The organism is Ruegeria sp. CG8 (assembly GCF_056537165.1).
This window is the reverse complement of record NZ_JBQFRA010000005.1, coordinates 242,966-267,806: the sequence shown is the minus strand read 5'-3', so window position 1 is coordinate 267,806 and position 24,841 is coordinate 242,966. Positions and strand designations below refer to the sequence as shown.

Sequence of the window (24,841 nt, the reverse complement as noted above, 5' to 3'; positions counted from 1 at the left end):
ATTCCCCCCGAGGATGTTTTTGGCCAGATGAAGCGACCGCGCCTTTCAGCCCAGGCCCGAAAGGATCAGGACGGTCACTGCCCCGGCGACTGCTCCGATCGCGGCGGGAATGGCCTTGGGCCAGAAATCTGACCCGGATGGATCATCCTTGCGGGTTTGGGCAATCAGGGCATTCTCGACCAGATCAGGCAGGCGGGGCCCAAACCGCGCAAGAACCAGCGCTGTTTTTCCAAAATCACGCAGCGCGGCACGGGGGCCGATGGACTGCTTGATATAGTCCTCGACCACGGGGCGGGCGACCTCCCAGATGTTCATATGCGGGTCGAGCGAGCGGGCGACGCCTTCGACCACCACCATCGTGCGTTGCAGCAGGATCAGTTCGGTGCGGGTTTCCATGCCGAAGCGTTCGGTCACCTCGAACAGGTAGTTCAGCAGGCGGCCCATCGAGATATGGGTGGCATCCATGCCGAAGATCGGCTCGCCCACCGCGCGCAGGGCGCGGGCGAATTCATCGACATCCTGGTCGGCCGGGACGTAGCCGGCCTCGAAATGCACCTCGGCCACGCGCTTGTAGTCGCGGCGGATGAAGCCGAAGAGGATCTCGGCATAGACGCGGCGGGTGTATTCGTCGATATGGCCCATGATGCCGAAGTCATAGGCGATGATGTCGCCGTTCGCGGCGACCTTGAGGTTGCCCTGATGCATGTCGGCGTGGAAGAAGCCATCGCGCAGGGCGTGCAGCAGGAACAGGCGCAGCACCCGCTCGGCCAGGTCGCGGCGGTCGTGATTTGCGGCGTCCAGCGCTGCGTTGTCGCCCAAGGGGATACCGTCGGCCCAGCTGAGCGTCATGACCCGGCGCGCGGACAGCGACCAGACCACGGGCGGCAGCCAGAAGCCTTCGTCATTCTGCGTGTTGGCGGCAAATTCCGAGGCCGCCGAACTTTCGAGCCTGAGATCCAGTTCGCCGCGGACGACGCCGTCGAAATGCTCGATCACTTCCATCGGGCGCAGTCGGCGCGCACCGGGGGCGAAAAGCTGGACGATCCGGGCGGCGAAATAGAACGCATCCACATCCTTGCGGAAGGCGCGTTCGATGCCGGGGCGCAGGACCTTGACGGCCACGTCCTCGCCGGTGCTGGCCAATTTCGCCTTGTGGACCTGCGCGATTGAGGCGGCCGCGATCGGTTCGCTGAACTCCGAGAACATCTCGTCCAGAGGTTGGCCCAGCTCCTTTTCGACCTCGGCCATGGCCACGTCGCGTGGAAAGGGGGGCAGCTTGTCCTGCAGGACGCGCAGCTGTTCGGCCAGCTCTTCGCCGACGACATCGGGGCGCGTGGACAGGACCTGACCGAACTTGATGTAGGCCGGGCCCAGGGCGGTCAGCGCCCGGGTCGCCGGCGGCATGGACGGGTCGCCCTTGTAGCCCAGCCATTGGAACGGTTTGCCCAGAGTGTGGGCCACGATCCGCAACGCACGCGGAGCCTCGAAAGCGTCCAGCACCACGTTCATGGCGCCAGTGCGCTCCAGCGTGGCGCCCGTGCGGATCAGGCGGATGATGTTGTGGGGGCCGCGCATACGTCAGATCTTCCAGCCGGAATGCAGGGCGGCGATGCCCATGCTGAGGTTGCGGTATTTCGCGATCTCGAAACCGGCGGCGCGGACCATGCCCAGAAAGGTATCCTGATCGGGGAATTTGCGGATCGATTCGACCAGGTATTGATAGCTGTCATAGTCGTTTGCGATCAGCTTGCCCATTCGTGGTATCACGTTGAAGCTGTAGAGGTCATAGAGCTTTTGCAGCCCGTCATTGGGCAGTCGGCTGAACTCCAGCACCATCAGGCGGCCGCCGGGTTTGAGCACGCGGTAGGCCTCGTTCAGGGCCTCTTGCGGGCGGGTCACGTTCCGGATGCCGAAGGAAATGGTGTAGACGTCGAAGGTGTTGTCCTCGAACGGCAGGGCCATCGCGTCGCCCACCACCCAGTCCAGGCTGTCGGCCATCTGCGCGGCCTCGGCGCGTTTGCGACCCTCAATCAGCATCGGCTCGGTCAGGTCCAGAACGGTGGCATGGCCGTGGCCCGCCCGCTTGAGGAAGCGGAACGAGATGTCGCCCGTACCGCCAGCCACGTCCAGCAGGCGCTGGCCGGGGCGTGGCGCCAGCCAGTCCATCATCGCGTCCTTCCAGACCCGGTGGATGCCCATCGACATCACGTCGTTCATCACGTCGTATTTCGACGCGACCGAGTTGAATACGCCCTGCACGCGCCCGGCCTTTTCGGCCTCGGGGACGGTTTCGAAACCGAAATGAGTGGTCTTGTCGCTGTTGTCGGACATAAGCCTTGCCGTTCGTCGAATTTCGTCTCTGTTATAGGGCCTGGAAACCGGGGCACAATGCGGCCCTTTGGAATAGGAGCCGTCTAATGCCCGAATTGCCCGAGGTCGAGACAGTAAGACGCGGCCTTGCCCCAGCGATGGAAGGTGTGGTGATCGAAAGGGCGGACGTGAACCGCCCCGATCTGCGCTGGCCCTTCCCTGAGCGGATGGCCGAACGGCTGACCGGCCAGCGGGTCGAACGTCTGCGGCGACGGTCGAAATACATCCTGGCCGATCTGAGCGGCGGCGAAACCCTGTTGATTCACCTGGGCATGTCGGGCCGCATGACCGTGTCGGGTGATCCGCTGGGCCAGTTCGTGCATCATCACTCGATGCCGCAGAAACATGACCATGTGGTGTTTCACATGGCCAACGGCGCGCGCATCACCTTCAATGATCCGCGCCGGTTCGGGGCGATGGACCTGATGCCCACGGCTACCGCCGAGCAGCACAAGCTGCTGACCGTGCTGGGGCCGGAGCCGCTGAGCAACGAATTCAACGAGACCTATCTGATCGAGGCCTTCCGCGGCCGGGCCACACCGGTCAAGGCGGCGCTGCTGGATCAGAGAATCGTTGCCGGGCTGGGCAACATCTATGTCTGCGAGGCGCTCTACCGCGCCAGAGTGTCGCCACGTCGCAAGGCGGGTCAGATCTCGGCCGGGCGGGTCGGAGCCCTGGTTCCGGTGATCCGGACGGTGCTGGCCGAGGCCATCGAGGCCGGCGGATCCTCGCTGCGCGATTTCCGGCAAGCCGATGGAGAGCTTGGATATTTTCAGCACAGTTTCGACGTCTACGGGCGCGAGGGCCAGCCCTGCCGGACCGAGGGCTGCGGGGCCGAAATCCGCAGAATCACCCAGTCGGGACGCTCAACCTTCTATTGCGCGCAATGCCAAAGATAGCTTGATCCGAGTTTTCCGCGTGGTAAGGAATTGGACCTGAACGGAACAACCGAAAGCTCAGACCTCATGGCTTTTGAGACGATCATCGTCGAAATCGAAGACCACGTCGCCCTAATCAAGCTCAACAGACCCGATGCGTTGAACGCGCTGAACACTCAGCTTCTGGGTGAGTTGTGCGAGGCGCTCGAGGACGCGGACACCAATGACAAGGTGCGCTGCATCGTCATCACCGGATCGGAAAAGGCATTCGCTGCGGGCGCGGACATCAAGGAGATGTCCGAGATGAGCTTTGTCGATGTCTACACCACCAACCTGTTCGCCGACGCCAACGACCGGATCACCGCGATCCGCAAGCCGATCATCGCGGCGGTGGCGGGCTATGCTCTGGGCGGCGGGTGCGAGCTGGCCATGATGTGCGATTTCATCATCGCCGCAGACACCGCCAAGTTCGGCCAGCCTGAGATCAATCTGGGCGTCATCGCCGGGATGGGCGGCAGCCAGCGCCTGACGCGGTTCGTGGGCAAGTCCAAGGCGATGGACATGAACCTGACCGGGCGTTTCATGGATGCCGAAGAGGCCGAGCGCTCGGGCCTCGTGTCGCGCGTGGTGCCGGTCAAGAAGCTGATCGAAGAGGCGACCGGCGCGGCCCAGAAGATTGCCGAGAAATCGCTGCTGACCGCGATGGCCGCGAAAGAGGCGGTCAACCGCAGCTACGAGGTTCCGCTGAGCGAGGGCATGCTGTTCGAGCGGCGCGTCTTCCACTCGATGTTCGCGACCGAAGACCAGAAGGAAGGCATGGCCGCATTCCTTGAAAAGCGCGCGGCCCAGTTCCGCGACAAATAACCGGCGCCGACAGGACGGTAGGATCAGGCGGGCGTTGCCCGCCTTTTTTCGTGGCGAGCAACAAGGCCAAGAATCGGCTTGGCAAAGTCTGAAAACTTGGCTATTGACCGCCACCATACATGCGCGTGCGGCCCGCTTGGCCCGATTCACACTCGTGATTTCTGATCCGGTGCGGGTAATTCCGTGACGTGCAACCCTAGAAAAACGTACCGAACAAAGGTCAGAGACACATGGCAAACTCGCCCCAGGCAAAGAAACGCGCTCGTCAGAACGAGAAGCGTTATGCAATCAACAAAGCACGTCGTTCGCGCATCCGCACCTTCCTGCGCAAGGTCGAAGAAGCAATCGCATCCGGCGACAAGGACGCGGCAACCGCCGCTCTGCGCGCGGCCCAGCCCGAGCTGATGCGCGGCGTCACCAAAGGCGTGTTCCACAAGAACACCGCAGCCCGCAAGATGTCGCGCCTGTCGGCGCGCGTCAAAGCGCTGGGTTGACCTAGCGTCAACATTTGCTGGTTCATTCCGGTTTCGAAGGCGTCGCCCCGTGCGGCGCCTTTTGCGTTGTTGCCAGAATGCCGCGCCTTCACGAAACCGAGAGATTCTTTCGCCCAAAGACCCGAGTCAATATCAGAGTTTCGTTGCCCGGCCCCACTGCCTCTTGCTACGACAGGTTCAGCGATTCACTCGCTTGGGGGGACAGGCTGTTCCTGCGATCGGACTGACGGGCATCAGAATGATCCAGGGGCGAATGTCGGCAACCGGTGCCAACCGGTTTGACGATCTGCTGCGGATCTCGGCTACTCCGATGATCTTGGCCCTGTCGAAAACTGGAACTGCGTGGCGCAAACCGCGGTTTGGGCGGCTGTACTTTTTGGTCGTCGTCAAACAGGCAAGCGTCGTGACCACTGATATTCCCGCCGATTCTTGGGGTTTCGGCGACAGAATATCTGCGCGCGAGTGAACGTATAAGAACCGGGATACCGGTCACAATCATAAGGCCGATTAGGTCAAAAATATTGGGATGCGTGAGGCGCTGGATGACACAAGAAAAATGGGGACAACTGCGTAACAAATTGCTGAAGGCCGTGGGCCGGAACAATTTTACGACCTGGATTGAACCTTTGGAATTTCAGGAATTGAAGGGTGGCGTGGCCGTATTTTCGGTTCCGACCAACTTCATGGGGAACTACGTCAGTCAAAATTTTGCAGACCTCATTCTGTACGAGTTGAACACGGCCGGAGAGTCGGTTCAGCGCCTGGCCTTCCGGGTGGCCGCCAACTCACCAGCGCGTCCCGCCGCCGCGGTCCAGCCGGTCGAAGACCAGCCGGAGCCGGTCAATTTCGAGCTGGCACCAGAAAGCAACGGAACCAATGAAGCGCTCGAGTCGCTGCAGGCCGCACCGTTGGACGCGCGCTTTACCTTCGACACCTTCGTCGTCGGCAAGCCGAACGAACTGGCCCATGCCGCCGCGCGCCGTGTTTCCGAAGGCGGCCCCGTCACATTCAATCCGCTGGTTCTGTACGGTGGTGTTGGCCTCGGTAAAACGCACCTGATGCATGCCATCGCCTGGGAGCTGAAGACCAAACGCCCCGAGCTCAATGTGCTGTACCTGTCTGCCGAACAGTTCATGTACCGCTTCGTACAGGCCCTGCGCGAACGCCGGATGATGGATTTCAAACACCTGTTCCGCTCGGTCGACGTGCTGATGGTCGATGACGTGCAGTTCATCGCCGGCAAGGATTCGACGCAGGAGGAGTTCTTTCACACCTTCAACGCGCTGGTGGATCAGAACAAACAGATCATAATCTCGGCCGACCGCGCGCCGGGTGAGATCAAGGATCTGGAGGAACGGGTCAAGTCGCGTCTGCAATGCGGACTGGTGGTTGACTTGCACCCGACCGATTACGAGCTGCGCCTGGGCATTCTGCAGAACAAGGTGCAGCAATACGCCAAGACCTATCCCGACCTGAAGATCGCCGATGGCGTGCTGGAATTCCTGGCCCATCGCATCTCGACCAACGTGCGCGTTCTGGAAGGGGCACTGACCCGGCTGTTCGCATTTGCCTCGCTGGTCGGCCGCGAGATCGACATGGAACTGACGCAGGACTGTCTGGCCGACGTGCTGCGCGCCTCGGAACGCAAGATCACCGTCGAAGAGATCCAGCGCAAGGTTTCCGACTACTACAACATCCGCCTGTCCGACATCATCGGGCCGAAACGCCTGCGGTCCTATGCCCGCCCGCGTCAGGTGGCGATGTATTTGTGCAAGCAGCTGACCAGCCGGTCGCTACCCGAGATCGGCCGCCGCTTTGGCGGGCGTGACCACACCACCGTCATGCACGGCGTCAAACGCATCGAAGAGCTGAAGCTGACCGACGGTCAGATCGCCGAAGATGTGGAAATGCTGCGCCGGGCGCTCGAAGCCTGAGCCCCTGCAATTCGAAAAACCGCCCTGGCCTTGCGCGGGGGCGGTTTTTCTGTGCGCATTTTTCCACGATTTCCACGGAACTGGGGCACAGGGCCGCTCGGGACCTTGACGGTTTGCGCGTTCCGACCCAGAAATCGGTAAAAAATCCTTGTGCCTCAGGGCTGAACCGCTAACTTGCCAGTCCCGCCCATGTAAGCACTCAAATCAGAGGAATTGAGGGTATGAAGATCAGCATCGAACGCGGCACGCTGCTCAAGGCCGTTTCGCAGGCCCAGTCCGTTGTGGAACGCCGCAACACGATTCCAATCCTGGCCAACGTGCTGATCGAGGCAGAGGGCGATCAGGTTCTGTTCCGCGCGACCGATCTGGATATCGAGGTGGTCGACAAGGCCCCCGCGCAGGTCGAAAAGGCGGGCGCAACCACGGTTGCGGCAACGACTCTGCACGAGATCGTGCGCAAGCTGCCCGATGGCGCGCTGGTCACGCTGACCGCCGACAGCGCGGCTGGCCGGCTGACGGTCGAGGCGGGGCGGTCGAACTTCTCGCTGGCGACCCTGCCGAAAGAGGATTTCCCGGTGATGGCGTCCTCGGAATACCAGTCGAACTTCACCGCTTCGGCGGCTCTGCTGCGGCGGCTGTTCGACAAGTCGAAATTCGCCATCTCGACGGAAGAGACCCGGTATTACCTGAACGGCGTCTACATGCATGTGACGGATGGCCCCGAGGGCGGCAAGGTGTTGCGCTGCGTGGCCACGGACGGGCATCGTCTGGCGCGGATCGACGCGGATTGTCCCGACGGGGCCGCCGATATGCCTGGCGTGATCGTTCCGCGCAAAACGGTGGGCGAGCTGCGCAAGCTGCTGGAAGATGACGACATGGACATCGCGGTGTCGGTCAGCGAAACCAAGGTGCGCTTTGCCACACCCGACATCACGCTGACCTCGAAGGTGATCGACGGGACTTTCCCCGACTACACCCGCGTGATTCCGCAGAACAACACCCGCAAGATGGAAGTGGACGCGGCCGAGTTCGCCCAGGCTGTCGACCGGGTGGCCACCGTGTCGTCCGAGCGGTCCCGTGCGGTAAAGCTGCAGCTGGACGGCGACAAGCTGGTCCTGTCGGTGAATGCGCCCGACAGCGGCGCCGCCGAGGAGGAGCTGGCCGTGGCCTATGGCGACGAACGGCTGGAAATCGGCTTCAACGCCAAGTACCTGCTGGAAATCGCAAGCCAGGTGGACCGCGAGAACGCGGTGTTCCTGTTCAACTCGGCGGGCGACCCGACCCTGATGCGCGAAGGCAATGACCACAGCGCGGTCTATGTCGTGATGCCGATGCGCGTCTGATCGCGCGGGCGCGGGATGCGTCCGGCGCGCGTGTTTGTACAAGGATGAAGGGAGGGGTCATGGCTTTGGCCCTGACCGAATTGACGGTCTCGCATTTTCGGTCGCACAAGCTGGCGCGCATGGCGCTGGACGGGCGGCCGGTGGCCTTGTTCGGGCCGAACGGGGCCGGCAAGACCAATATTCTCGAGGCGGTATCCCTGTTTTCACCCGGCCGCGGCATGCGCCGGGCCAGCGCCGCCGAGATGACGCGCCGGCCCGAGGCGCTGGGCTGGAAGCTGAGCGGTCTTCTGGACGTTCAGGGCCGCCGGTCCGAGATCGAAACCTGGTCCGAGGGGGGCGCAGCGCGGCAGGTCCGGATCGACGGAAAGGCAGCCAGCCAGATCGATCTGGGCAAGCTGGCGCGGGTCGTCTGGCTGATGCCCGCGATGGACCGGCTTTGGATCGAAGGCGCCGAAGGCCGACGGCGCTTTCTGGACCGGGTGACGCTGAGTTTCGATCCGAGCCATGCCGAGGCCGCGTTGATCTATGAAAAGGCCATGCGCGAACGGAACCGCCTGCTGAAAGAGCAGGTGCGTGACGCGCATTGGTACGCGGCGCTCGAGGCTCAGATGGCCGAAACCGGGCATCGCATTCATACCGCGCGGCTGGGTGCTCTGGCGCAGTTGCGCGCGGCGCAGGAACAGGCCGAGACCGCCTTTCCCTCGGCGGAACTGGAACTTGTTCAGTCCGAAGGGGACATGCCCGAAAGCGCGCAGGATCTGTTGGAGGCGCTGGCCGAAAGCCGGTTCCGCGACCTAGCGGCGGGGCGCACATTGGTGGGGCCGCACCGGTCGGATCTGTATGGGGTTTTTGCCGCAAAAGGCGTTGCGGCCAGTGAATGTTCGACCGGAGAGCAGAAGGCGCTGCTGGTGTCGTTGATTCTGTCCAACGCGCGGGCGCTGGCCGCGCAGGTCGGAGCGCCACCGATCCTGTTGCTGGACGAGGTTGCGGCCCATCTGGACGCGGACCGCCGGGCGGCGTTGTATGACGAAATCTGCGCGCTGGGGGCGCAGGCCTGGATGACCGGAACAGGCCCCGAGTTGTTCGCCGAACTGGGCGACCGGGCGCAGTCTTTCGTGGTCAATGACGCGGGTGACGGCTCGACCGTCACCCCCGCCTGAGCCGATCAGGCCGGCTCGCCGACCTTGCGTTCCCACAGGAAGGGACGCATCACCTCGTCAACCGGTGTCTGGGCCATGTGGTTGACGTAGTTCGACATGGTTTTCTGCGCCAGGCCCAAGATCACGTCCAGAACGGCGCGGTGCGAATAGCCAACATCGAAGAACGCCTGCAACTGCGCGTCGGTGACGTTGCCGCGCTGGTTCATCACCTGCAGCGTGAACGTGCGCAGCGCCTCGAGCTTGGGCGAGGGCAGCGGGGTCTCATTGCGCAGCGCTTCGGTGATCTCGTCGGGCACCTTCATCATCTTGGCGATGCCGGTATGGGCCGGAACGCAATAGTGGCATTCGTTTTCCACGTTGATGGTCTGCCAGACGACGGTTTTCTCGTCGTTGTCGAAATCGGTCTGCAGGAACAGGTGGTGCAGAACCTGATAGGCCTCAAGGTGCTGTGGGCTTTCGGCCATGACCTTGTGCAGGCCCGGCAGGCGGCCAAACGCGGCCTGCGATTTCTCGAGCAGGGGTTTCGAACCTTCGGGGGCGGTGTTCAGGTCATGCGAGGGAAAATTGGCCATTTCGGGTCTCCTTTTCTGGCGGCTGAGTCCGAAATAGGCTTTATTGAGCGATCACTCAAGTATATATTTGAGTAATCGTTCAAGAATTGGTGATCACATGCCCCGCAAACCTGCCTATGACCGTGACGCGCTGATCGCGCAGGCCCGAGACCTGTTCTGGCGCCAGGGCTGGGCGGGCACGTCCCTGAAGGATCTCGAGCGTGGGCTGAAGCTGAAGCCCGGCAGTTTTTACGCGGCCTTCGGGTCTAAGGACGCCTTGTATGCCCTGACGCTGGAACGCTATGCGGATGAAGGTGTTGCTCGGCTTGAAGCCCTGGCCCGGGAATTGGGGCCGCTGGGTGCGCTCAAGACCCAGCCGCGTTTGGTCGTCGAGGCCGCGAACGCGCCCGCAAAGGCCTGCATGCTGGCCAAGACCTATGCCGAGCTGAGCGCAAAGGACCACGATCTGGCGCAACTGGCTGCGACCCATCTGTCACGGATGAAAACCTGTTTCGCCGATCTGTTCCGGCAGTCGCAGGCGCAGGGGCAGATCGGCGCCGACCATGATCCCGAACGGCTGGCGGCGCGCTACCAGTCCGACTTGTTGGGCCTGCGCCTGTCGGCCGAGCGCGGCGATGTCGATGCCCGCCAAATCGCTGCTGATATCGCCGCCGATCTGGATGGATTGTGACCGTCTGAGGTCGGCCGATCAGCTCGGCTCGCGCCTGAAAGAACCGGCACAAAATCTGGGGGGATGACGTGACATTCCCCACCAGAGAACGTATAAGTTACCAAAATAATATAGGTACTGACGGCATGTCCGAAGACGCACAGGCAAATCAGGAATACGGCGCAGATTCCATCAAGGTTCTCAAGGGGTTGGAGGCTGTCCGCAAACGCCCCGGTATGTATATCGGTGACACCGACGACGGGTCCGGTCTGCACCACATGGTGTACGAGGTCGTGGACAACGGCATTGACGAGGCTCTGGCCGGTCACGCCGACCATGTGACCGTCAAGATTCACGCCGATTCCAGCGTCTCGGTCAGCGACAATGGTCGCGGGATTCCGGTGGACATCCACCCCGAAGAAGGCGTCTCGGCGGCCGAGGTCATCATGACCCAGCTGCACGCCGGCGGGAAATTCGACTCGAACTCGTACAAGGTGTCGGGCGGTCTGCACGGCGTGGGCGTTTCGGTGGTGAACGCACTGTCCGATTGGCTGGAGCTGCGCATCTGGCGGAACGGCAAAGAGCATTTCGCCCGGTTTGAAGGCGGCGAAACCTCGGAGCATCTGAAAGTGGTCGGCGAATGCGGCGACCGGACCGGAACCGAGGTGCGGTTCCTGGCTTCGACCAATACGTTCTCGAACCTTGAGTATGCGTTTGAGACGCTGGAGAAGCGGTTGCGCGAACTGGCCTTCCTGAACTCGGGCGTGCGGATCATCCTGATTGACGAGCGTCCGGCCGAGCGGCTTGAGACAGAACTGTTCTACGAGGGCGGCGTCAAGGAATTCGTGAAATACCTCGATCGGTCGAAAACTCCGGCCATGCCCGAGCCCATCTATATCAAGGGCGAGCGCGACGATATCGGGGTCGAGATCGCGATGTGGTGGAACGACAGCTATCACGAAACCGTCCTGCCATTTACCAACAACATCCCCCAGCGGGATGGCGGCACGCATGTCGCTGGCTTCCGTGGAGCGCTGACCCGCACGATCAACAACTACGCACAGTCCAGCGGGATCGCGAAAAAGGAAAAGGTCAGCTTCACCGGCGATGATGCGCGCGAAGGCCTGACCTGCGTGCTGTCCGTCAAAGTACCTGACCCGAAGTTTTCCAGCCAGACCAAGGACAAGCTTGTCAGCTCGGAAGTGCGCCCGGCTGTCGAAGGGTTGATGAACGAGAAGCTGGCCGAGTGGTTCGAGGAGAACCCCAACGAGGCCAAGACCATCGTCGGCAAGATCATCGAGGCCGCCTTGGCGCGGGAAGCGGCGAGGAAAGCCCGCGAACTGACCCGACGCAAGACGGCGATGGATGTCAACTATCTGGCCGGCAAGCTCAAGGATTGCTCTGAGAAGGACCCGGCCAAAAGCGAAGTTTTCCTGGTCGAGGGGGACTCGGCCGGCGGATCAGCGCAGACCGGTCGCGATCGTCTGACGCAGGCGGTTCTGCCCCTGCGCGGCAAGATTCTGAACGTCGAACGTGCGCGGTTCGACCGGATGCTCTCTAGCCAGGAAATCGGCAACCTTGTGATGGCGCTTGGCACCGGTATCGGCCGGGACGAGTTCGACATCTCGAAGCTGCGCTACCACAAGATCGTCATCATGACCGATGCTGACGTGGACGGTGCACATATCCGGACCCTGCTGCTGACGTTTTTCTACCGTCAGATGCCCGAGTTGATCGAAGGTGGATATCTCTACATCGCGCAGCCGCCGCTGTACAAGGTTTCACGTGGAAAGTCAGAGGTTTACCTGAAGGATCAGGCGGCGCTTGACGACTATCTGATCAACCAGGGTGTCGAGGGCGCCGTGCTCAAGTTGGGCTCGGGTGAAGAGATCGTGGGTCAGGATCTGACCCGTGTGGTGGACGAGGCGCGCCAGCTCAAGCGCGTGTTGGATGCCTTCCCGACGCATTACCCGCGTCACATCCTTGAACAGGCCGCCGTTGCCGGGGCGTTTGTGCCCGGGGCGGTGGATGCCGACCTGCAGGGCGTGGCCGACAAGGTCGCGGCGCGACTGGACCTGATTGCGCTGGAATACGAGCGCGGCTGGCAGGGCCGGATCACTCAGGATCACGGTATCAGACTAGCGCGCATCCTGCGCGGCGTCGAAGAAGTCCGCACGCTGGACGGTCCGATGCTGCGTTCCGGCGAAGCGCGCAAGACAGGCAGCTTTACCCAGAGCCTGCAGGACGTCTACAACCTGCCGGCCACATTGGTCCGCCGCGACCGGTCGCAGGTCATCCACGGCCCGCTGGATCTGCTGCGCGCCATTTTGGAAGAGGGCGAAAAAGGTCTGTCGCTCCAGCGCTACAAGGGCCTGGGTGAGATGAACCCCGATCAGCTGTGGGAAACTACGCTGGATCCGGATGCGCGGACATTGCTGCAGGTGCGTGTCGATGACATGGTCGAGGCCGATGACTTGTTCACCAAGCTTATGGGCGACGTGGTCGAGCCGCGCCGTGAATTCATCCAGAAAAACGCGCTGAGCGTGGAAAACCTGGATTTCTAGTCGCTTCGCAAGACTACTGAACCGGCCCAACTGAAGGCTGCTTTTTTCAGGACCCTCCTACGGCCAAAAAACGCGGCCTGGGAGCGGTTCTGAGTGGCGCGGATCAAGGAAGTTGGACCCAATGCGGGCTTTCTTGGCTAAGTCATCCGTACGGGGTGAGTGCCGTGCAGTAGCGATCAAAACTCAGGGATATTGAAAACGTACAGGCGCGACTTCTCGGCATCGTCCGTGAGGATGTAGAGAAGCCCTTTGGCCTCATCCAAGGCGATCCCTTCGGGGTGCTTCACGACCTTTCGGTCTCCATTTTTCATATACGTCAGTTCAATCGTATCTGCTTTTCTCGTCTCTGGATCGTACAAAAAGATCTGGCGTCCCTTGTCGCTGAGAATCCATAGCACACCCGACACGGACCAAGCCAAACCGCTTACATCCAGTTCATCGTCATTCACGCGATCCGAGACAAAACCAGATCCACGATCCAAAGGGATGACTTCCTGAATTTCAGTCAGGTCCGGTGAGACAACCAGCAACAGACGCGGTTGTCCTTCAATGACAACGAATACTCGCCCAGTGTCCGGGTCGACGGTGATGCCCTCAGGCCCCTTGTTCAGCGGGTTGCCGACAAGCAGTTCGGCAGCGGCCGGGTACCCCTTGAGGGACGCAAGTGGGACCCTTGTCAGTTGGATAGGGTCGGTTGGTTGAACGACCAATATCGATCGATCGGTTTCCTGAAGGAGCAAAACCGACCCATCTTTTCGCGACGCGACGCCCTCCAAATCTGATCCGGCGAAAGGCGGCAACTGGAAGGAGTTTCCCAATACTCCGTCGACTCCAAGTAGGTGCAGTTTCGGCTCAGCGTCGCTTACAGACCACAAGAAGCCTTCAGCGTGGGACAGCGACAAACCGGAAGGTTCTGAGAATCCCTTTGATTCGTCCGCCACCTTGAATCTATCGACCAGAACCAGATCAGCACTTTTGGCGTGGGCAGAGCCAGACCAAGGCAAAAACGCTGCCGCTAGGAAGCTGGCCGCAAGAGCGGATCTCCCAAATTTGCAGAAGCGCCGTGAAACTTCAGGTTTTGACGGAAACACGTGCTTTCTGCCCTTCGATATTTTCGTGTGTGTGACACACCCCTTTATCGCATTCGTATCACAACTTGTCTGTGATGTCGGAAGAATGCGCTTTGAACTCTTTACCTGATCCTGCTTGTTGGGATTCACTTGTGACGGGCATTGTCTGGGCGCAAGCAGGAAGGAAGATGAGTTGAATACGATTTTCCCGTTTGTGACTGTGTTGTTGATGCTGCTTTTGCCCGGTACGGCGATGTCGCAAATCGACCCGGCGACGATGCTAGCCGGGGCTTCGGAATCGGAGATTCTGATCGAACGCAGATGGACGCAGTTTCGCGGCAAACAGGAACTGTATTTCTTTTCTCTTGATGTGCTGGTCACGATCGTTCTGGCTGGCTTGATCGTCTATCATCCGGTGCGGCGCAAAGCCCGTAGAAGTGTCGGCGACATCGTCATGCCCAGGCTTTTCTTCCTATATGCGCTGATCGGCATGGCGGTGGGGTTCCTGGTCGTCCAGCACGGGTCAATGATCGGGTTCGTTATCTTCGGCATCGGAGCGTTGCTCAGGTTTCGCTCCAATTTGGATGATCCGATAGACACTGTCGAATTGATCGTCGTAACCGTTCTTGGGCTTGCGGTCGGGTTGGGCCTGCCGCTGATGGCCACATTGGTGGCGGTTGTCTGTTGGTGTTTCATTTGGCTCGGAGGGCGAAACAAGGGCGTTGAAATATCGCTTAAGGCTTCGGACGAGGAGCACTCATTGAACGTCAGCAGCGCCATTGAAGCGATGGCCGCCGACGCCGGCTGGAAGCTGATCAGAAAACACCATGTACCCGGCAAATCCCGAATTTCATTGCTTTTCATTACCTCGGGTGGACTTTCCGAGGCCCGCATCGAAGTGATGATAAACGATTTGGTCCCCGAAAAAGTCGAGTTGAAACTCAGCTTCTAGTCATTTCACAAGGTCTAAACGTTTCAACACCGCATTCGGGGATCTGATCTCTTTCGGGAGCGACTTGAAGTCGACAGACCTTTCGAAATCCGGCCCTCGATATACTGCTATCCCAAACTCTCCGTTCGGCTGGAAGGTGACATGCGTGAAACTGTGAGGTGACCTGGCGCGATCACCGATTAGCCGCCGCGGGCCACCACCCAAGCAAGCTTGCGAAACATAGGCCACGCCGTCTTTCCAGCCAGGGTAAAAAGCATGATGGTGTCCAGACAGGTGCAGAACGACGCCGCTTTGCAGATAGATTCTTTCAAGCGTCGGGTCACCGATGATTTCGCGTTCGCGCTGGATCGCAAACGGCCACAGCGGGAGGTGGCTGAACGTGACAATCGGGTCTCCACCTGCCCCAAGTTGCACAAGTTGGTCCGGCTGATCGCCGGATAGTGGCCCAAGGGTCGTGGCATCCAAAGATGCAAAGGTTATCCCCTGCATTTCAAACGCGTAGAAGAACGGATAGTCATCCGACATCAGGAAGTTGACGTTTGGTTTTCTCGGGCCCCATTCCTCGGCGTATATTTTTCTCTCGCGCTCGAACCCGCGATAGGCCGACGCATCATGGTTTCCCGGCGTGACCGCAAATGGAATTCCGGCAGCCTCCAGCGGGTCGGATACCGTCATGTGAAACGCCTTCCACATCTCTCTGACCTGTTTGTCTGAAAGGTTGGGGATACGCTGTCCGGCGACCATATCGCCCGTCGAAATCACCAGATCGGGATCAATCTCGATTATCCGCTTGATCGCCTTTTCGATGCGGGCATCGTATTTGACCGAGCCATAGCTGCCGTTCAGATCCGATATGACGATCACATCCAAAGCGGCCGCTTTGCAGGCGAGCGCGACCGTCCAAACGAACGCCGCGACAGTGATCGAACGCTTACGGATCATTGCAGTCCAGGCCCTCCGCCTCGGTATTTTTGTTCAAAAAGAATGTGACAGGGTCCAAGTCAAACACCAGATCGCCTTTGGCACAATTGCTCTTGAGGATGGATGTTGCCAGCGCAGTGTTTTTGACGACCTGCGCAATCTGACGGTCCGACAACCCAAAGCTTTGTGACAACCAGCCGTAAACCGGGCCTTGCGTTTGAAGGTCACTGTTCAACGCAACCAGCCGCCGGTATGTGTTTGGAGAGAAATGCCGCATTTTCTCCAGCATCTGAGTGGATTTCGCGAAGTTGGCATATTCGACCCGCCCACCGGCATCGTTGTCGTTCAGATTGCTGCGACGGATCAATATTGCATCGGCGGGAACGTCTCCATCATTCGGCTGATGGTGCTTCGTTTTCTGGTTCTTCAGTTTTCCGTCTTCGACCCAATACCAGTAGGGCGTGAAATCAATATTTCCCACACGGTCCTGCTGGCTGAAGATGAAGTCGAGCAGAACAATCTCGGTAAGCTCCTGCATCCAGAATGCCATCTGCCGGTCGCTGACATCGGGCCCGAGGTCCTTGTTGATCTGACGATCCTTTCGGCCTTTCCTGACACCCTCTGCAATGGCCTCGGGCAAGGGTTTTGACGACCGCAAGGCCAGGAAAGCGGGTGTTTCCTGAAAATCGCGATTTTGGCCTTTGCCCCAACCGGACTTGCGGGTGCCGTTGATTTCCGAGCCGTAGCGATGACCGGGGCTATCAAGCAGGACACCGTATATCTGCGTTCGATCCGCGGTGAACAGATCATCGGTTGGCTGGTACGAGTTCGGATCGGCATCCGCAGCCACGAAGACCCGCCAGCCTTCATGGTTCATGCGCCCGCCATGAGATCCACCGGAAATCGCAAGGCCAGGCTCCGCAACCTCGGTAAGATGCGCCTGATCGTCCATGCTGCGCCAGACCGCCACCGGAACTTTCACCGTCGCGTCGAAATACCTTGAGAAATGGTAGTAGAGCAGCGACGAGGTGGAAAACGTTCCGCTTGTACCTTTTTGGTTCATGGTGGATTTGAATTTGGCCACTCTGCCCTTGGCCAGTTCTTTTGCCGACTTGCCCTCTTTGCAAGCGTTTCTCTCGAACTCAGAGCGGTTCCCCACGTAGGGTCCTTCCGAAATATCGTAGACGGCCATTCCTGGGCTGGTGCTCCAGGTTTTTGGACAAATAGCGATTTCGGGTGCATAGAAATCGATCTCGCAATAGGCAGTTTCTTCCTCAAGATCGCTGTTCTTGTACTCGCCCATTGGGACTTTTTCGATCCGAATGCAGCGTTCCGTAACACCATTGGGACTAGCAAATGTCGTGGCTTCTCCGCGAACATCGTCGCTCGCCCACAAGGCAGTGGGCGCAATGAAAGCCAGTGACCCCAGAAGATTGAATCTCATTTGGATAGTCCTCCGGATGTCATTTGGGGCAAATCGCGGCCTGTTGTTCGGCGGAGATCTTCAAACTGGGGTCGACACTGAAGTTTGAGAATTTCGAGTCAATCCACTGGTCACACCCGCCCGAACATGGGGCCCCGTTTCGGGCATCATTCCAATATTTCTTGGCCCTGTCTTCCGTCCAGCCGCAAAACTGAACAAGCGCCATTGCCGACAAGGCGCCTGAGGAATGAACGCCCCACATGCAGTGCACCAGGACAGGACCCTTTCCAGGGTCCTCAATCACCTGGTGTATGGCGGCCATGACACTGCCGGGGCGGGACGATCTGGCGCTCTGATAGTCAAAGGCTCCGTTTCCACAGCTGGTGCGGCCGTATTCGGTGTTCTTGCCGAAGTCCGCATAAAACCCGGCCGAAAACCCTTCATCGCACAGTGTTTCGCGCTGAGCGTTGCTCAAGCCCGTTCGACCCTTGTCGCCGCCCTTGAAGCCAGAGCGATACAAAACTCCGCTTAGGACTGGGCGAAAGAAAGCGACGCCATCGATGCCTCCGTCGCTGCCCCTAGAGAGCATCTGGCTGTTGCTTGGGCCACCGTTTCGACTGGTGACGTCAGAATTCGCCGCAGTTGCCAGAACACCGATGAATATGAGGGATGTCAAAAACCGCATGCGTATTCCTTTCTGTTTTCAGCCGGCGATGCTCACGCTTTTCCTGCCGGAAATCCCGCGGAGAGGCGCGTTCACGGTAACCAGGTCAGGTCGGCGGTTGGCATCTCGCCCTTCAGCTTTAAATCGGCCACACCATGTTGATGATATAGACGACCACGAAGTAGGCCAGAACAACTTTCCAGTTCCATTGGTGTTTGTTGTCTTCGGTGATCACGCCGGCCGACTTCAAGGCCAGGTTGGTGATTATCAAGGCGACAACGGTAATCGCCGCATGTGCCAGGTCGAAATGCAAGTTGGAGCTCCTTTTTGCAGATTTGGGATTGATGAGGTGTGTCAGCAGTCACCAGACGGCAGCATCGCTACGTCCGAGTATCTTCCCTCAGATGTCGTGATCCGAGCACAGGCACCGGTCTCCTTGTTGAACCAGTACGAGGTCAGCCCTTCGCTTCGGATGAGTTCAAACCCGAGACTTTGAATGCCCATTTCAGCCTGACCCGCTCTTGCGCCTTCAAATGACGACAGATCGCTGGAACTGCCCACGGTAGGAGCACTTGCTTCCACTGATCCGCCACTTTCGTCGCATCCTGCAAGCACAGAGACACTGACCGCGCCGATCGCCACTAGGGTCTTGGATTTCATCTGCTTTCCTATTTTTTGGAAATGCGTTTCATGGTTTCGGGGCGATCACCTATTCAATTCCAAAAATGACGTTGTAGTCGACGGCAGAGTTGCTGCGGTTGATGACCTCGACAACATGATCGCCGGATTGCCACAGCTGTCCGCGATACTCCTTGTCCGCAGACATCAATCCCAGCAATTCAGACCCATCGGGGTTGCGAATGACGTAGTCCAGGGATCCATTTCGCGGAGCAACGCGGACGTAAAGAAACTGTTCATTCTTCGCGCCAAGAACGTATTGCTGCGATGCCCCTGGCGCGAGTTGGCCGACGAGCTCGGCGCCGGTGGACCCGGCATCGAATTTGACGCGCTGGCTACCTGTAGACCCGGAAGCGCCGTCCATGGCTCCGCCACCATCATCCATCGCCTCGACAACCGACATCTCGCCGATGCTTCCATCCTTGTACGCAATGCAACGCCAAAGTGTTCCGCCCGCGTCACGCAGCATGACGAGCGTGCCGGCTTCCGAGAACTGTGAGCTTTCGATCGTGCCGGACTGACCGTCCGGTCCACCGACCTGCCGCAGATGGTCGATACACGCGTCGTCGGCGTCTGACATGGCCAGCGCGGCTGTTCCGCTGAGCGCAAGGGCGGGAGTTAAAAGGTTCAAAAAACTGCGTTTCATGAGCAGGTCCTCTGTTGGTCTATCCTAAGTGTTGTGTTTCCGGTGAGCAGAAACCTCACTTCGCTTCCCGCAACTTTGCCAGAAATTCATCGCATGCCTGTGCGCTGCCGACGATCTCGTCCGTCGTTTCAATTCCTTGCAATGATGCCATCTCGGAGTTCACGCGATTGAGGATCTGATCTGCTTGCTCGGCGGTGATCAGGTTCTCGGCCTGAGCTCCCTTCAATGTGGTGCACACACCGGCGGACAAGCCTGTCGCAACGCCGACACCCATCGCGGCCCCGCCGCCCAAGGTCATCGCTCCAACCACGCCGAGGATGAGCCCGATCACAAGCCCCAAGATCACTTTTCCCATGTTTTCCTCCCATTTTGCGGGAAAGAGTTCCGCCTTCATTCCTGGCGCAAACCACGTGCCCATCTGCATATCAAAACCAGTGCCAACAGGTTGAGCACCGGTGCTATCGCTGCGAACCACGGTTTGGCGACCTCTGAGAAAAGGTCCACCGCAAGGACCCAAGGCAGACCCAGCGGCAAAAGGAACACGCCGGACAATGGGTCTCGTTCCTGTCCGAACCAGCCAAAAGTGCCCGTCAGGAACGCAAACAACGCCAACAGGTAAAGGGTCGCAAACGCGATGATGGTTATTCTGCAGACCAAGCCGGACCTCTGCGTATCAAGCAAGCGCAGCACAGCCGATTTCAACTAGGCATAAAACGGGTCACAACGCGCCTTCGTCGCCCAGGAACTCGATACCAGCTGTCGCGCCATCACTATAGGCAATACAATTCCACGGAGCCCGATCCTCTCCAACCCCAACGGTGACTTGTGTTCCAGCCTCGCTGAACGCGGATGAGAGCACGACCACTTGCGGATTGTTGGTTGTTTTGGCCACGTCTCGCAGACACGCCTGTTGAGCGGGCGTCAGTTCGGCAGGTGTGCTTGACGTGCTGGTGTCGTCACAGGCCGCTAGCAGTGCGAAACACGTCGCGCCTGAAATCATCATGACTTTGTTAATCACTTTCTTCTCCTCTTGGGTTTGCTGATGCTTGTGGAATAGGTGGTTTTATTTTGCGCGCCTGCGTCTATGCGGTCCCCGGTTTTGCCGCCAAAGACATGGCTGGCAGACAGAAATTCTGCCGATCCCCGGGACCGTAAACAAAGCGTGCTGACGCAATGACGTCATGGGCAAAAACCGGTGCGAAGTTTCGAGGAAGGGTTCGTACGTTAAGTCCGGGCACCGCGTCCTCCCAACGCTGATCTTCGTGAAATGCCTTCCGACTGCCAGCACTCACTCCAGCAGTCGGAAGGGCCCGACGAAACGGGCGACAGCGACAACAACGGAGGTAAAGCTAAAGTTGTGTCGAATTCGTATGTTTGAATCAATCACAAGATAAATCAATGATTTTTCCGCGCGTAAATTTTGTAAGCTTGGCAACAATAGGCTTCTGCAATCAAAGGGAAAGGGCGAGGCCGCTCACGGAGGCTTGGCAGTCAGCCCGCTTGCGCCGCCGTGTTTCGGGACCTTCCGGGCTATCTTAAGTCATTTGGTCAAAACGACGTAATTAGCCGCCCGGTCTGTCGCTCAGGCGGTGCCGAAGGGTCGCCTGGATACCTCCATTACGCACCCGCCCAGTAAGTCGTTGACAGTGCAACTCGATTCATGGATGAGATTGGCGCTGATGGTTCCCGATCGTTTCGGCGGTCGGGTAAATGGGAATACGGTGCGGCGCCGTTCTGACGCCAATGCCGTGACTGCCCCCGCAACTGTAGGCGGTGTGCGACCCCCGGATGCCACTGGGCCGATAGGTCTGGGAAGGCGGGGCAAGCCATACACCGCGAGTCAGGAGACCTGCCATCATCAAACGCAACTCAACCCGGGCGGGGTGTCCCGGAAGGAGGCCAAGATGGCATTTTCGGCTTACGCCGCTGACATGACTGGTTCCCTTTCCGCCCCGCGATTTCGCGGAGGGCGAAATGAACCGACAATCAACACATCACATCACGGTTTGCCTATCTTGCCGACCCAAGGGCGCAGCCGCACGCCCCGGGCCTGACCTGATCGGACGATTGCGCGCCGCGCTGGCCGAAGACGACTGTTTGGCAGGTTTTGACGTTTCCGGTGCCGCCTGCATGGCCGGGTGCACCCGACCCTGTACCGTCGCCTATCACGGGCCGGGCAAGGCATCTTACCTGGTTGGCGGTATTACGTCTGAAGAGACCGGGGCATTGGTGGAATTCGCCCGGCTGTACCAGCAGTTGCGCGATGGATGGTGCAGCTCGGTCGACCGCCCGGCCGGGCTTCGCCACGCAACACTGGCCCGCATTCCAGCCGCGATGGCTGCGTCTTCGGAAGATGCGGATTGCGCCTCATGAGCGCGCCTTTGCTGTCGGTGGATGCCGTCACTTGGGCGCCGCGAAAACGAGCGCCGTTGGTGCTGCACGAGACCAGTTTTGCGCTGATGCGCGGGCAGGTCATGGGGGTTGTGGGGCCGAACGGTGCCGGCAAGACAACCCTTCTGCGGATGATCTACGGCTATCACCGTCCGTCCTCGGGCGACATTCTGGTGGACGGCGGATCCGTCAAAAGAATGGCCCCCCGGGCGCTGGCGCGTCAGGTAGCCGCCGTGCTGCAGGAGCAGCCCTCGGATTTCGCGCTGACCGTGCGCGACATCGTGGCGTTGGGGCGGGTGCCGCACCGGTTGGGCCTGTCCACGCCCGGCAGTCGTGACCACCAGATCATCGAATCCGCGCTGCACCGAATGGATCTGGACGGGTTTACCGACCGTGGGCTGGCCACTCTGTCCGGCGGCGAGCGTCAGCGTGTGATGGTCGCGCGCGCCCTTGCCCAGGAACCCCGGATTCTTGTGCTGGACGAGCCTACCAACCACCTGGACATCCGCCACCAGCTAGAGGTGTTGCGGCTGATCCGGGACCTCGACCTGACGATCGTCACCTCGCTGCACGACCTGAACTTGGCTGCCGATGTCTGCGACCGTGTTCTGGTTCTGAAGAACGGTCGACCCTGCGGCTTTGGCCCACCCCAGACAGTGCTGAGTGACAGGCTGGTCTCTGACACGTTCGAAGTCACCGCCCGGCAAGAGCAGCTCAGCCTCAGTCACAAACCTCACCTGACCTATCAACTCCCCACCCCCAACCAGAAGGAAGCTTGAAATGAAACCGACCACCCTGGCCCTGGGCCTTGCTTTGGCCACCAACACCGCGACCGCGGAAACCACCGTGCAAAGTTGCAATCGAACCGTCACCTTTGACGAACCGCCCAAGGCGGCGGTCTCGAACGACGTGAACCTGACGGAAATGATGCTGGTGCTGGGCTTGGCCGACCGGATGGTGGGATATACCGGCATTTCCGGCTGGAAGACGTTGGACGAAGACATGCGCGCCGGAGTGCAGCAACTGCCCGAGCTGCCGGCCAAATATCCCAGCAAAGAGGTGCTGGTCGGCGCAGATGCCGATTTCTATTTCGCAGGCTGGAACTACGGGATGAAAGTGGGTGGCGAGGTGACGCCGGAGACGCTCGAGCCCTTCGGGATCAAAGTCTACGAACTGACTGAAAGCTGCATCCACATTGGCGACAAGCCCAAAGCCAGCATGGGTGACATGTACAACGATCTGCTGAATCTCGGTCGTATCTTCGGTGTCGAAGACAGGGCGCAAAAGCTGGTTCAGGGGTACAAGGCCGAACTTGCTGAGATCACCTCTGGCCTGAATCCTTCGGGCGAACCGCCGCGTGTCTTTGTCTACGACAGCGGCGAGGATACGCCGTTCACAGCCGGCCCCTATGCCATGCCGACCGCTCTGATCGAGGCCGCAGGCGGCGTCAACATCATGGATGATTTCGAGAAAAGCTGGGCGACCGTCACCTGGGAGGAAGTCGTCGATCGCAACCCCGAAGTCATTGTGATCGTCAATTATGGCGACGTCACCGCCGAGCAGAAGCGGGACTTCATGGTCAATAATCCTGCGTTTGCAGATCTGGACGCGGTCAAGAACGATCGTTTCGTGGTTCTGGAATATGTCGAGGCCACACCCGGACCGCGCAACATCAAGGCGGTTCGGAAGCTCGCCCATGGCTTTTGGGGCCCGGCTGCCTCGGTCGGCAACTAAATGCGCGTAGTGCGGGCGCGCCGGGTACTACCGCTCTGGGCGGCGATGCTGGTGGGACTAGTCGTGTTGGTCGCGTCCTTATCCTTTGCGATCTCGGTGGGGGCCATTTCGGTGCCCACCAAGACCGTCTGGGGAGTGTTGCTGCACGAAGCCGGCCTATCCTCGGACGAGCCGACATGGTCAAAGGGCCGCGCCGCGATTATCTGGGAAATCCGTTTTCCGCGCGCCTTGCTTGCCGTCATGGTCGGGGCCGGACTGGCGATTGTCGGGGCCACCCTCCAGGCGGTCACAAGAAACCCGCTGGCCGATCCGCACCTGCTGGGCATTTCGGCCGGCGGCGCGTTTGGAGCCATTCTTGCCTTGATGCATACCGGCTTGTTTCTGGGGCTTCTGACCGTGCCGGTCATGGCGTTTCTGGGCGCCCTGGCGGCCACGCTGACGGTCCTGAGCGTTGCCCGCTGGGCCGGCGCCACAAGCGCGGACCGCCTGGTCCTGACCGGTGTGGCGGTTTCTTTCGTCATCATGGCTGGCGCCAACATTCTGATTTTCCTCGGCGATCCCAAGGCGGCTCATACGGTCGTGTTCTGGATGTTGGGCGGGTTGGGATTGGCTCAATGGTCATACCTGATCTACCCGCTGGCGATCCTGCTGCCATGCGGTACTTGGTTTTGGCTTCAGGCCGCCAGGCTGAATGCGATGACCATCGGGGATGAAACCGCAAGCTCGCTGGGCATTGCGGTGGCGCAGTTTCGGCTTGGTGTCTTTGCAGCTGGCGCGCTGATCACCGGAGTCATGGTGGCCTTCTCGGGCATGATCGGCTTCGTCGGTCTTATGGTTCCGCATATTGTGCGGTTCCTGGTTGGCGGAGACTACCGACGCGTCCTTCCTCTGTCGGCAATTCTGGGTGGTTTGTTTCTGCTCTGGGCGGATGTGGTCGCCAGAACCGCAATGGCCCCCGAGGACATTCCCGTTGGCGTCGTCACGGGTCTTTTGGGAGGGATCTTCTTTATTCTGTTGTTGAAACGCTGAGTGTTCGAGGCCCGTTGGCGGATCATCAGCCAAACGGTGCTTGAAGCTGGCGGAGCACCGGCGAAGGCGCGCAGCAAAAGTGTAGAACTTGCAAGCAAGCCCTTCACTATCTTAGCCGTATCAATGGGTAATGGCGGAGACGAAGGGATTCGAACCCTCGAGACGGTTTCCCGCCTACTCCCTTAGCAGAGGACGCGGCTATCGTATTTTGTTATTATAAAACAAGTATTTAATATGATTGCATCCGCGCTTGTGTCAATTTTGTGCCAAATTTGCACGGTGAAAGCTGCAACTTTGATTTTTAACGTGCGATTTGGCCTCACAATTTTATTCTTATTCCAATAGTAGCAAGCGGTTGTGCGCTCGAACGCCAATGCACGTTAAAATGGGTAACGCACGATTGCCTAGGGCTTCTTCGAGTACGTCCAGTAGCAAGAATTCCCAGCATGGTTGGGTGGGGCTAGAGAACTTCTCAGACTGAGTTTTGGGCCTTCATAAGACTCAT

Annotated in this window: 25 protein-coding genes and 1 riboswitch; of the genes, 14 read left to right on the top strand and 11 right to left on the bottom strand. The window is 59.5% G+C overall.

The features are described 5' to 3' along the window. Positions 1-45: 45 nt before the first annotated feature. A complete protein-coding gene (ubiB, locus tag ACR0EF_RS16225; RefSeq protein ID WP_170372424.1) occupies positions 46-1,575 on the bottom strand; it encodes a 2-polyprenylphenol 6-hydroxylase in 1,530 nt (509 codons plus the stop codon). A 3-nt stretch (positions 1,576-1,578) separates the two neighbouring features. Further along, positions 1,579-2,331: a bifunctional demethylmenaquinone methyltransferase/2-methoxy-6-polyprenyl-1,4-benzoquinol methylase UbiE gene (gene ubiE, locus ACR0EF_RS16220; protein ID WP_170342404.1), complete on the bottom strand. Its 753-nt coding sequence runs from the start codon at positions 2,329-2,331 to the stop codon at positions 1,579-1,581. An 86-nt stretch (positions 2,332-2,417) separates the two neighbouring features. Here ubiE and mutM point away from each other — a divergent pair, with 86 nt between their 5' ends. From mutM to recF, 7 genes are all read left to right on the top strand, one after another. Next, entirely contained in the window at positions 2,418-3,269 is an 852-nt protein-coding gene (mutM, locus tag ACR0EF_RS16215; RefSeq protein WP_170372422.1) for a bifunctional DNA-formamidopyrimidine glycosylase/DNA-(apurinic or apyrimidinic site) lyase, read from the top strand. Between the two features lie 66 nt (positions 3,270-3,335). After that, complete coding sequence (locus ACR0EF_RS16210) at positions 3,336-4,112, top strand: enoyl-CoA hydratase (protein ID WP_170373224.1); 777 nt, start codon at positions 3,336-3,338, stop codon at positions 4,110-4,112. A gap of 230 nt (positions 4,113-4,342) precedes the next feature. Then, positions 4,343-4,606 carry a 30S ribosomal protein S20 gene (rpsT, locus tag ACR0EF_RS16205; RefSeq protein WP_093963612.1) on the top strand — a complete coding sequence of 88 codons (264 nt, stop codon included), beginning with the start codon at positions 4,343-4,345 and terminating at the stop codon, positions 4,604-4,606. A gap of 238 nt (positions 4,607-4,844) precedes the next feature. Continuing rightward, positions 4,845-5,072, top strand: a complete 228-nt coding sequence (locus ACR0EF_RS16200) for a hypothetical protein (protein ID WP_170343116.1) — start codon at positions 4,845-4,847, stop codon at positions 5,070-5,072. Between the two features lie 76 nt (positions 5,073-5,148). Beyond that, positions 5,149-6,540 (top strand): chromosomal replication initiator protein DnaA, encoded by a 1,392-nt coding sequence (gene dnaA, locus ACR0EF_RS16195; RefSeq protein WP_170372420.1) that lies wholly within the window; start codon positions 5,149-5,151, stop codon positions 6,538-6,540. A 221-nt stretch (positions 6,541-6,761) separates the two neighbouring features. Then, complete coding sequence (dnaN, locus tag ACR0EF_RS16190; RefSeq protein WP_170343114.1) at positions 6,762-7,883, top strand: DNA polymerase III subunit beta; 1,122 nt, start codon at positions 6,762-6,764, stop codon at positions 7,881-7,883. A 59-nt stretch (positions 7,884-7,942) separates the two neighbouring features. Continuing rightward, positions 7,943-9,043 (top strand): DNA replication/repair protein RecF, encoded by a 1,101-nt coding sequence (gene recF, locus ACR0EF_RS16185; protein ID WP_170373223.1) that lies wholly within the window; start codon positions 7,943-7,945, stop codon positions 9,041-9,043. Positions 9,044-9,048: 5 nt separating this feature from the next. Here recF and ACR0EF_RS16180 read toward each other — a convergent pair whose 3' ends face one another. Further along, complete coding sequence (locus ACR0EF_RS16180) at positions 9,049-9,615, bottom strand: carboxymuconolactone decarboxylase family protein (RefSeq protein ID WP_170373222.1); 567 nt, start codon at positions 9,613-9,615, stop codon at positions 9,049-9,051. Between the two features lie 97 nt (positions 9,616-9,712). Between ACR0EF_RS16180 and ACR0EF_RS16175 the strand changes: the two genes are divergently transcribed. Both ACR0EF_RS16175 and gyrB read left to right on the top strand, forming a co-directional pair. Next, positions 9,713-10,285: a TetR/AcrR family transcriptional regulator gene (locus ACR0EF_RS16175; protein ID WP_170373221.1), complete on the top strand. Its 573-nt coding sequence runs from the start codon at positions 9,713-9,715 to the stop codon at positions 10,283-10,285. Positions 10,286-10,410: 125 nt separating this feature from the next. Further along, positions 10,411-12,828, top strand: coding sequence for a DNA topoisomerase (ATP-hydrolyzing) subunit B (gene gyrB / locus ACR0EF_RS16170; protein WP_170373220.1), 2,418 nt, complete (start codon positions 10,411-10,413; stop codon positions 12,826-12,828). Between the two features lie 176 nt (positions 12,829-13,004). Here the strand turns inward: gyrB and ACR0EF_RS16165 are convergent, their stop codons facing one another. Next, positions 13,005-14,048 carry an SdiA-regulated domain-containing protein gene (locus ACR0EF_RS16165; protein ID WP_170373219.1) on the bottom strand — a complete coding sequence of 348 codons (1,044 nt, stop codon included), beginning with the start codon at positions 14,046-14,048 and terminating at the stop codon, positions 13,005-13,007. A 79-nt stretch (positions 14,049-14,127) separates the two neighbouring features. Here ACR0EF_RS16165 and ACR0EF_RS16160 point away from each other — a divergent pair, with 79 nt between their 5' ends. After that, positions 14,128-14,850, top strand: a complete 723-nt coding sequence (locus ACR0EF_RS16160; RefSeq protein WP_170373218.1) for a DUF4956 domain-containing protein — start codon at positions 14,128-14,130, stop codon at positions 14,848-14,850. Here the strand turns inward: ACR0EF_RS16160 and ACR0EF_RS16155 are convergent, their stop codons facing one another. From ACR0EF_RS16155 to ACR0EF_RS16125, 7 genes are all read right to left on the bottom strand, one after another. Then, positions 14,851-15,714, bottom strand: coding sequence for a metallophosphoesterase family protein (locus ACR0EF_RS16155; protein ID WP_367646426.1), 864 nt, complete (start codon positions 15,712-15,714; stop codon positions 14,851-14,853). Positions 15,715-15,781: 67 nt separating this feature from the next. Beyond that, the gene (locus tag ACR0EF_RS16150) at positions 15,782-17,215 is read right to left on the bottom strand and encodes a hypothetical protein (protein ID WP_170372406.1); all 1,434 of its coding nucleotides are present in this window, start codon (positions 17,213-17,215) and stop codon (positions 15,782-15,784) included. A 782-nt stretch (positions 17,216-17,997) separates the two neighbouring features. Further along, positions 17,998-18,171 carry a hypothetical protein gene (locus tag ACR0EF_RS16145; protein ID WP_170372404.1) on the bottom strand — a complete coding sequence of 58 codons (174 nt, stop codon included), beginning with the start codon at positions 18,169-18,171 and terminating at the stop codon, positions 17,998-18,000. Between the two features lie 41 nt (positions 18,172-18,212). Next, positions 18,213-18,518: a hypothetical protein gene (locus ACR0EF_RS16140; protein ID WP_170343103.1), complete on the bottom strand. Its 306-nt coding sequence runs from the start codon at positions 18,516-18,518 to the stop codon at positions 18,213-18,215. A 49-nt stretch (positions 18,519-18,567) separates the two neighbouring features. Beyond that, entirely contained in the window at positions 18,568-19,182 is a 615-nt protein-coding gene (locus ACR0EF_RS16135) for a hypothetical protein (protein WP_170373216.1), read from the bottom strand. A gap of 55 nt (positions 19,183-19,237) precedes the next feature. Then, positions 19,238-19,576 (bottom strand): hypothetical protein, encoded by a 339-nt coding sequence (locus tag ACR0EF_RS16130; protein ID WP_170367557.1) that lies wholly within the window; start codon positions 19,574-19,576, stop codon positions 19,238-19,240. Positions 19,577-19,900: 324 nt separating this feature from the next. Next, positions 19,901-20,200 carry a hypothetical protein gene (locus ACR0EF_RS16125; protein ID WP_170372398.1) on the bottom strand — a complete coding sequence of 100 codons (300 nt, stop codon included), beginning with the start codon at positions 20,198-20,200 and terminating at the stop codon, positions 19,901-19,903. A gap of 645 nt (positions 20,201-20,845) precedes the next feature. Further along, a riboswitch (cobalamin riboswitch) is annotated at positions 20,846-21,053 on the top strand. A 103-nt stretch (positions 21,054-21,156) separates the two neighbouring features. Here ACR0EF_RS16125 and ACR0EF_RS16120 point away from each other — a divergent pair. From ACR0EF_RS16120 to ACR0EF_RS16105, 4 genes are read left to right on the top strand one after another with little or no spacing between them, the layout of a single operon-like run. After that, entirely contained in the window at positions 21,157-21,555 is a 399-nt protein-coding gene (locus ACR0EF_RS16120; protein ID WP_170373215.1) for a DUF1636 family protein, read from the top strand. After that, positions 21,552-22,352 carry an ABC transporter ATP-binding protein gene (locus tag ACR0EF_RS16115; RefSeq protein ID WP_170372393.1) on the top strand — a complete coding sequence of 267 codons (801 nt, stop codon included), beginning with the start codon at positions 21,552-21,554 and terminating at the stop codon, positions 22,350-22,352. Before ACR0EF_RS16120 ends, ACR0EF_RS16115 begins: the two co-directional genes overlap by 4 nt. 1 nt (position 22,353) lies before the next feature. Then, complete coding sequence (locus ACR0EF_RS16110) at positions 22,354-23,307, top strand: ABC transporter substrate-binding protein (protein WP_170373214.1); 954 nt, start codon at positions 22,354-22,356, stop codon at positions 23,305-23,307. Then, entirely contained in the window at positions 23,308-24,336 is a 1,029-nt protein-coding gene (locus ACR0EF_RS16105; protein WP_170372389.1) for a FecCD family ABC transporter permease, read from the top strand. Positions 24,337-24,841 lie beyond the last annotated feature (505 nt).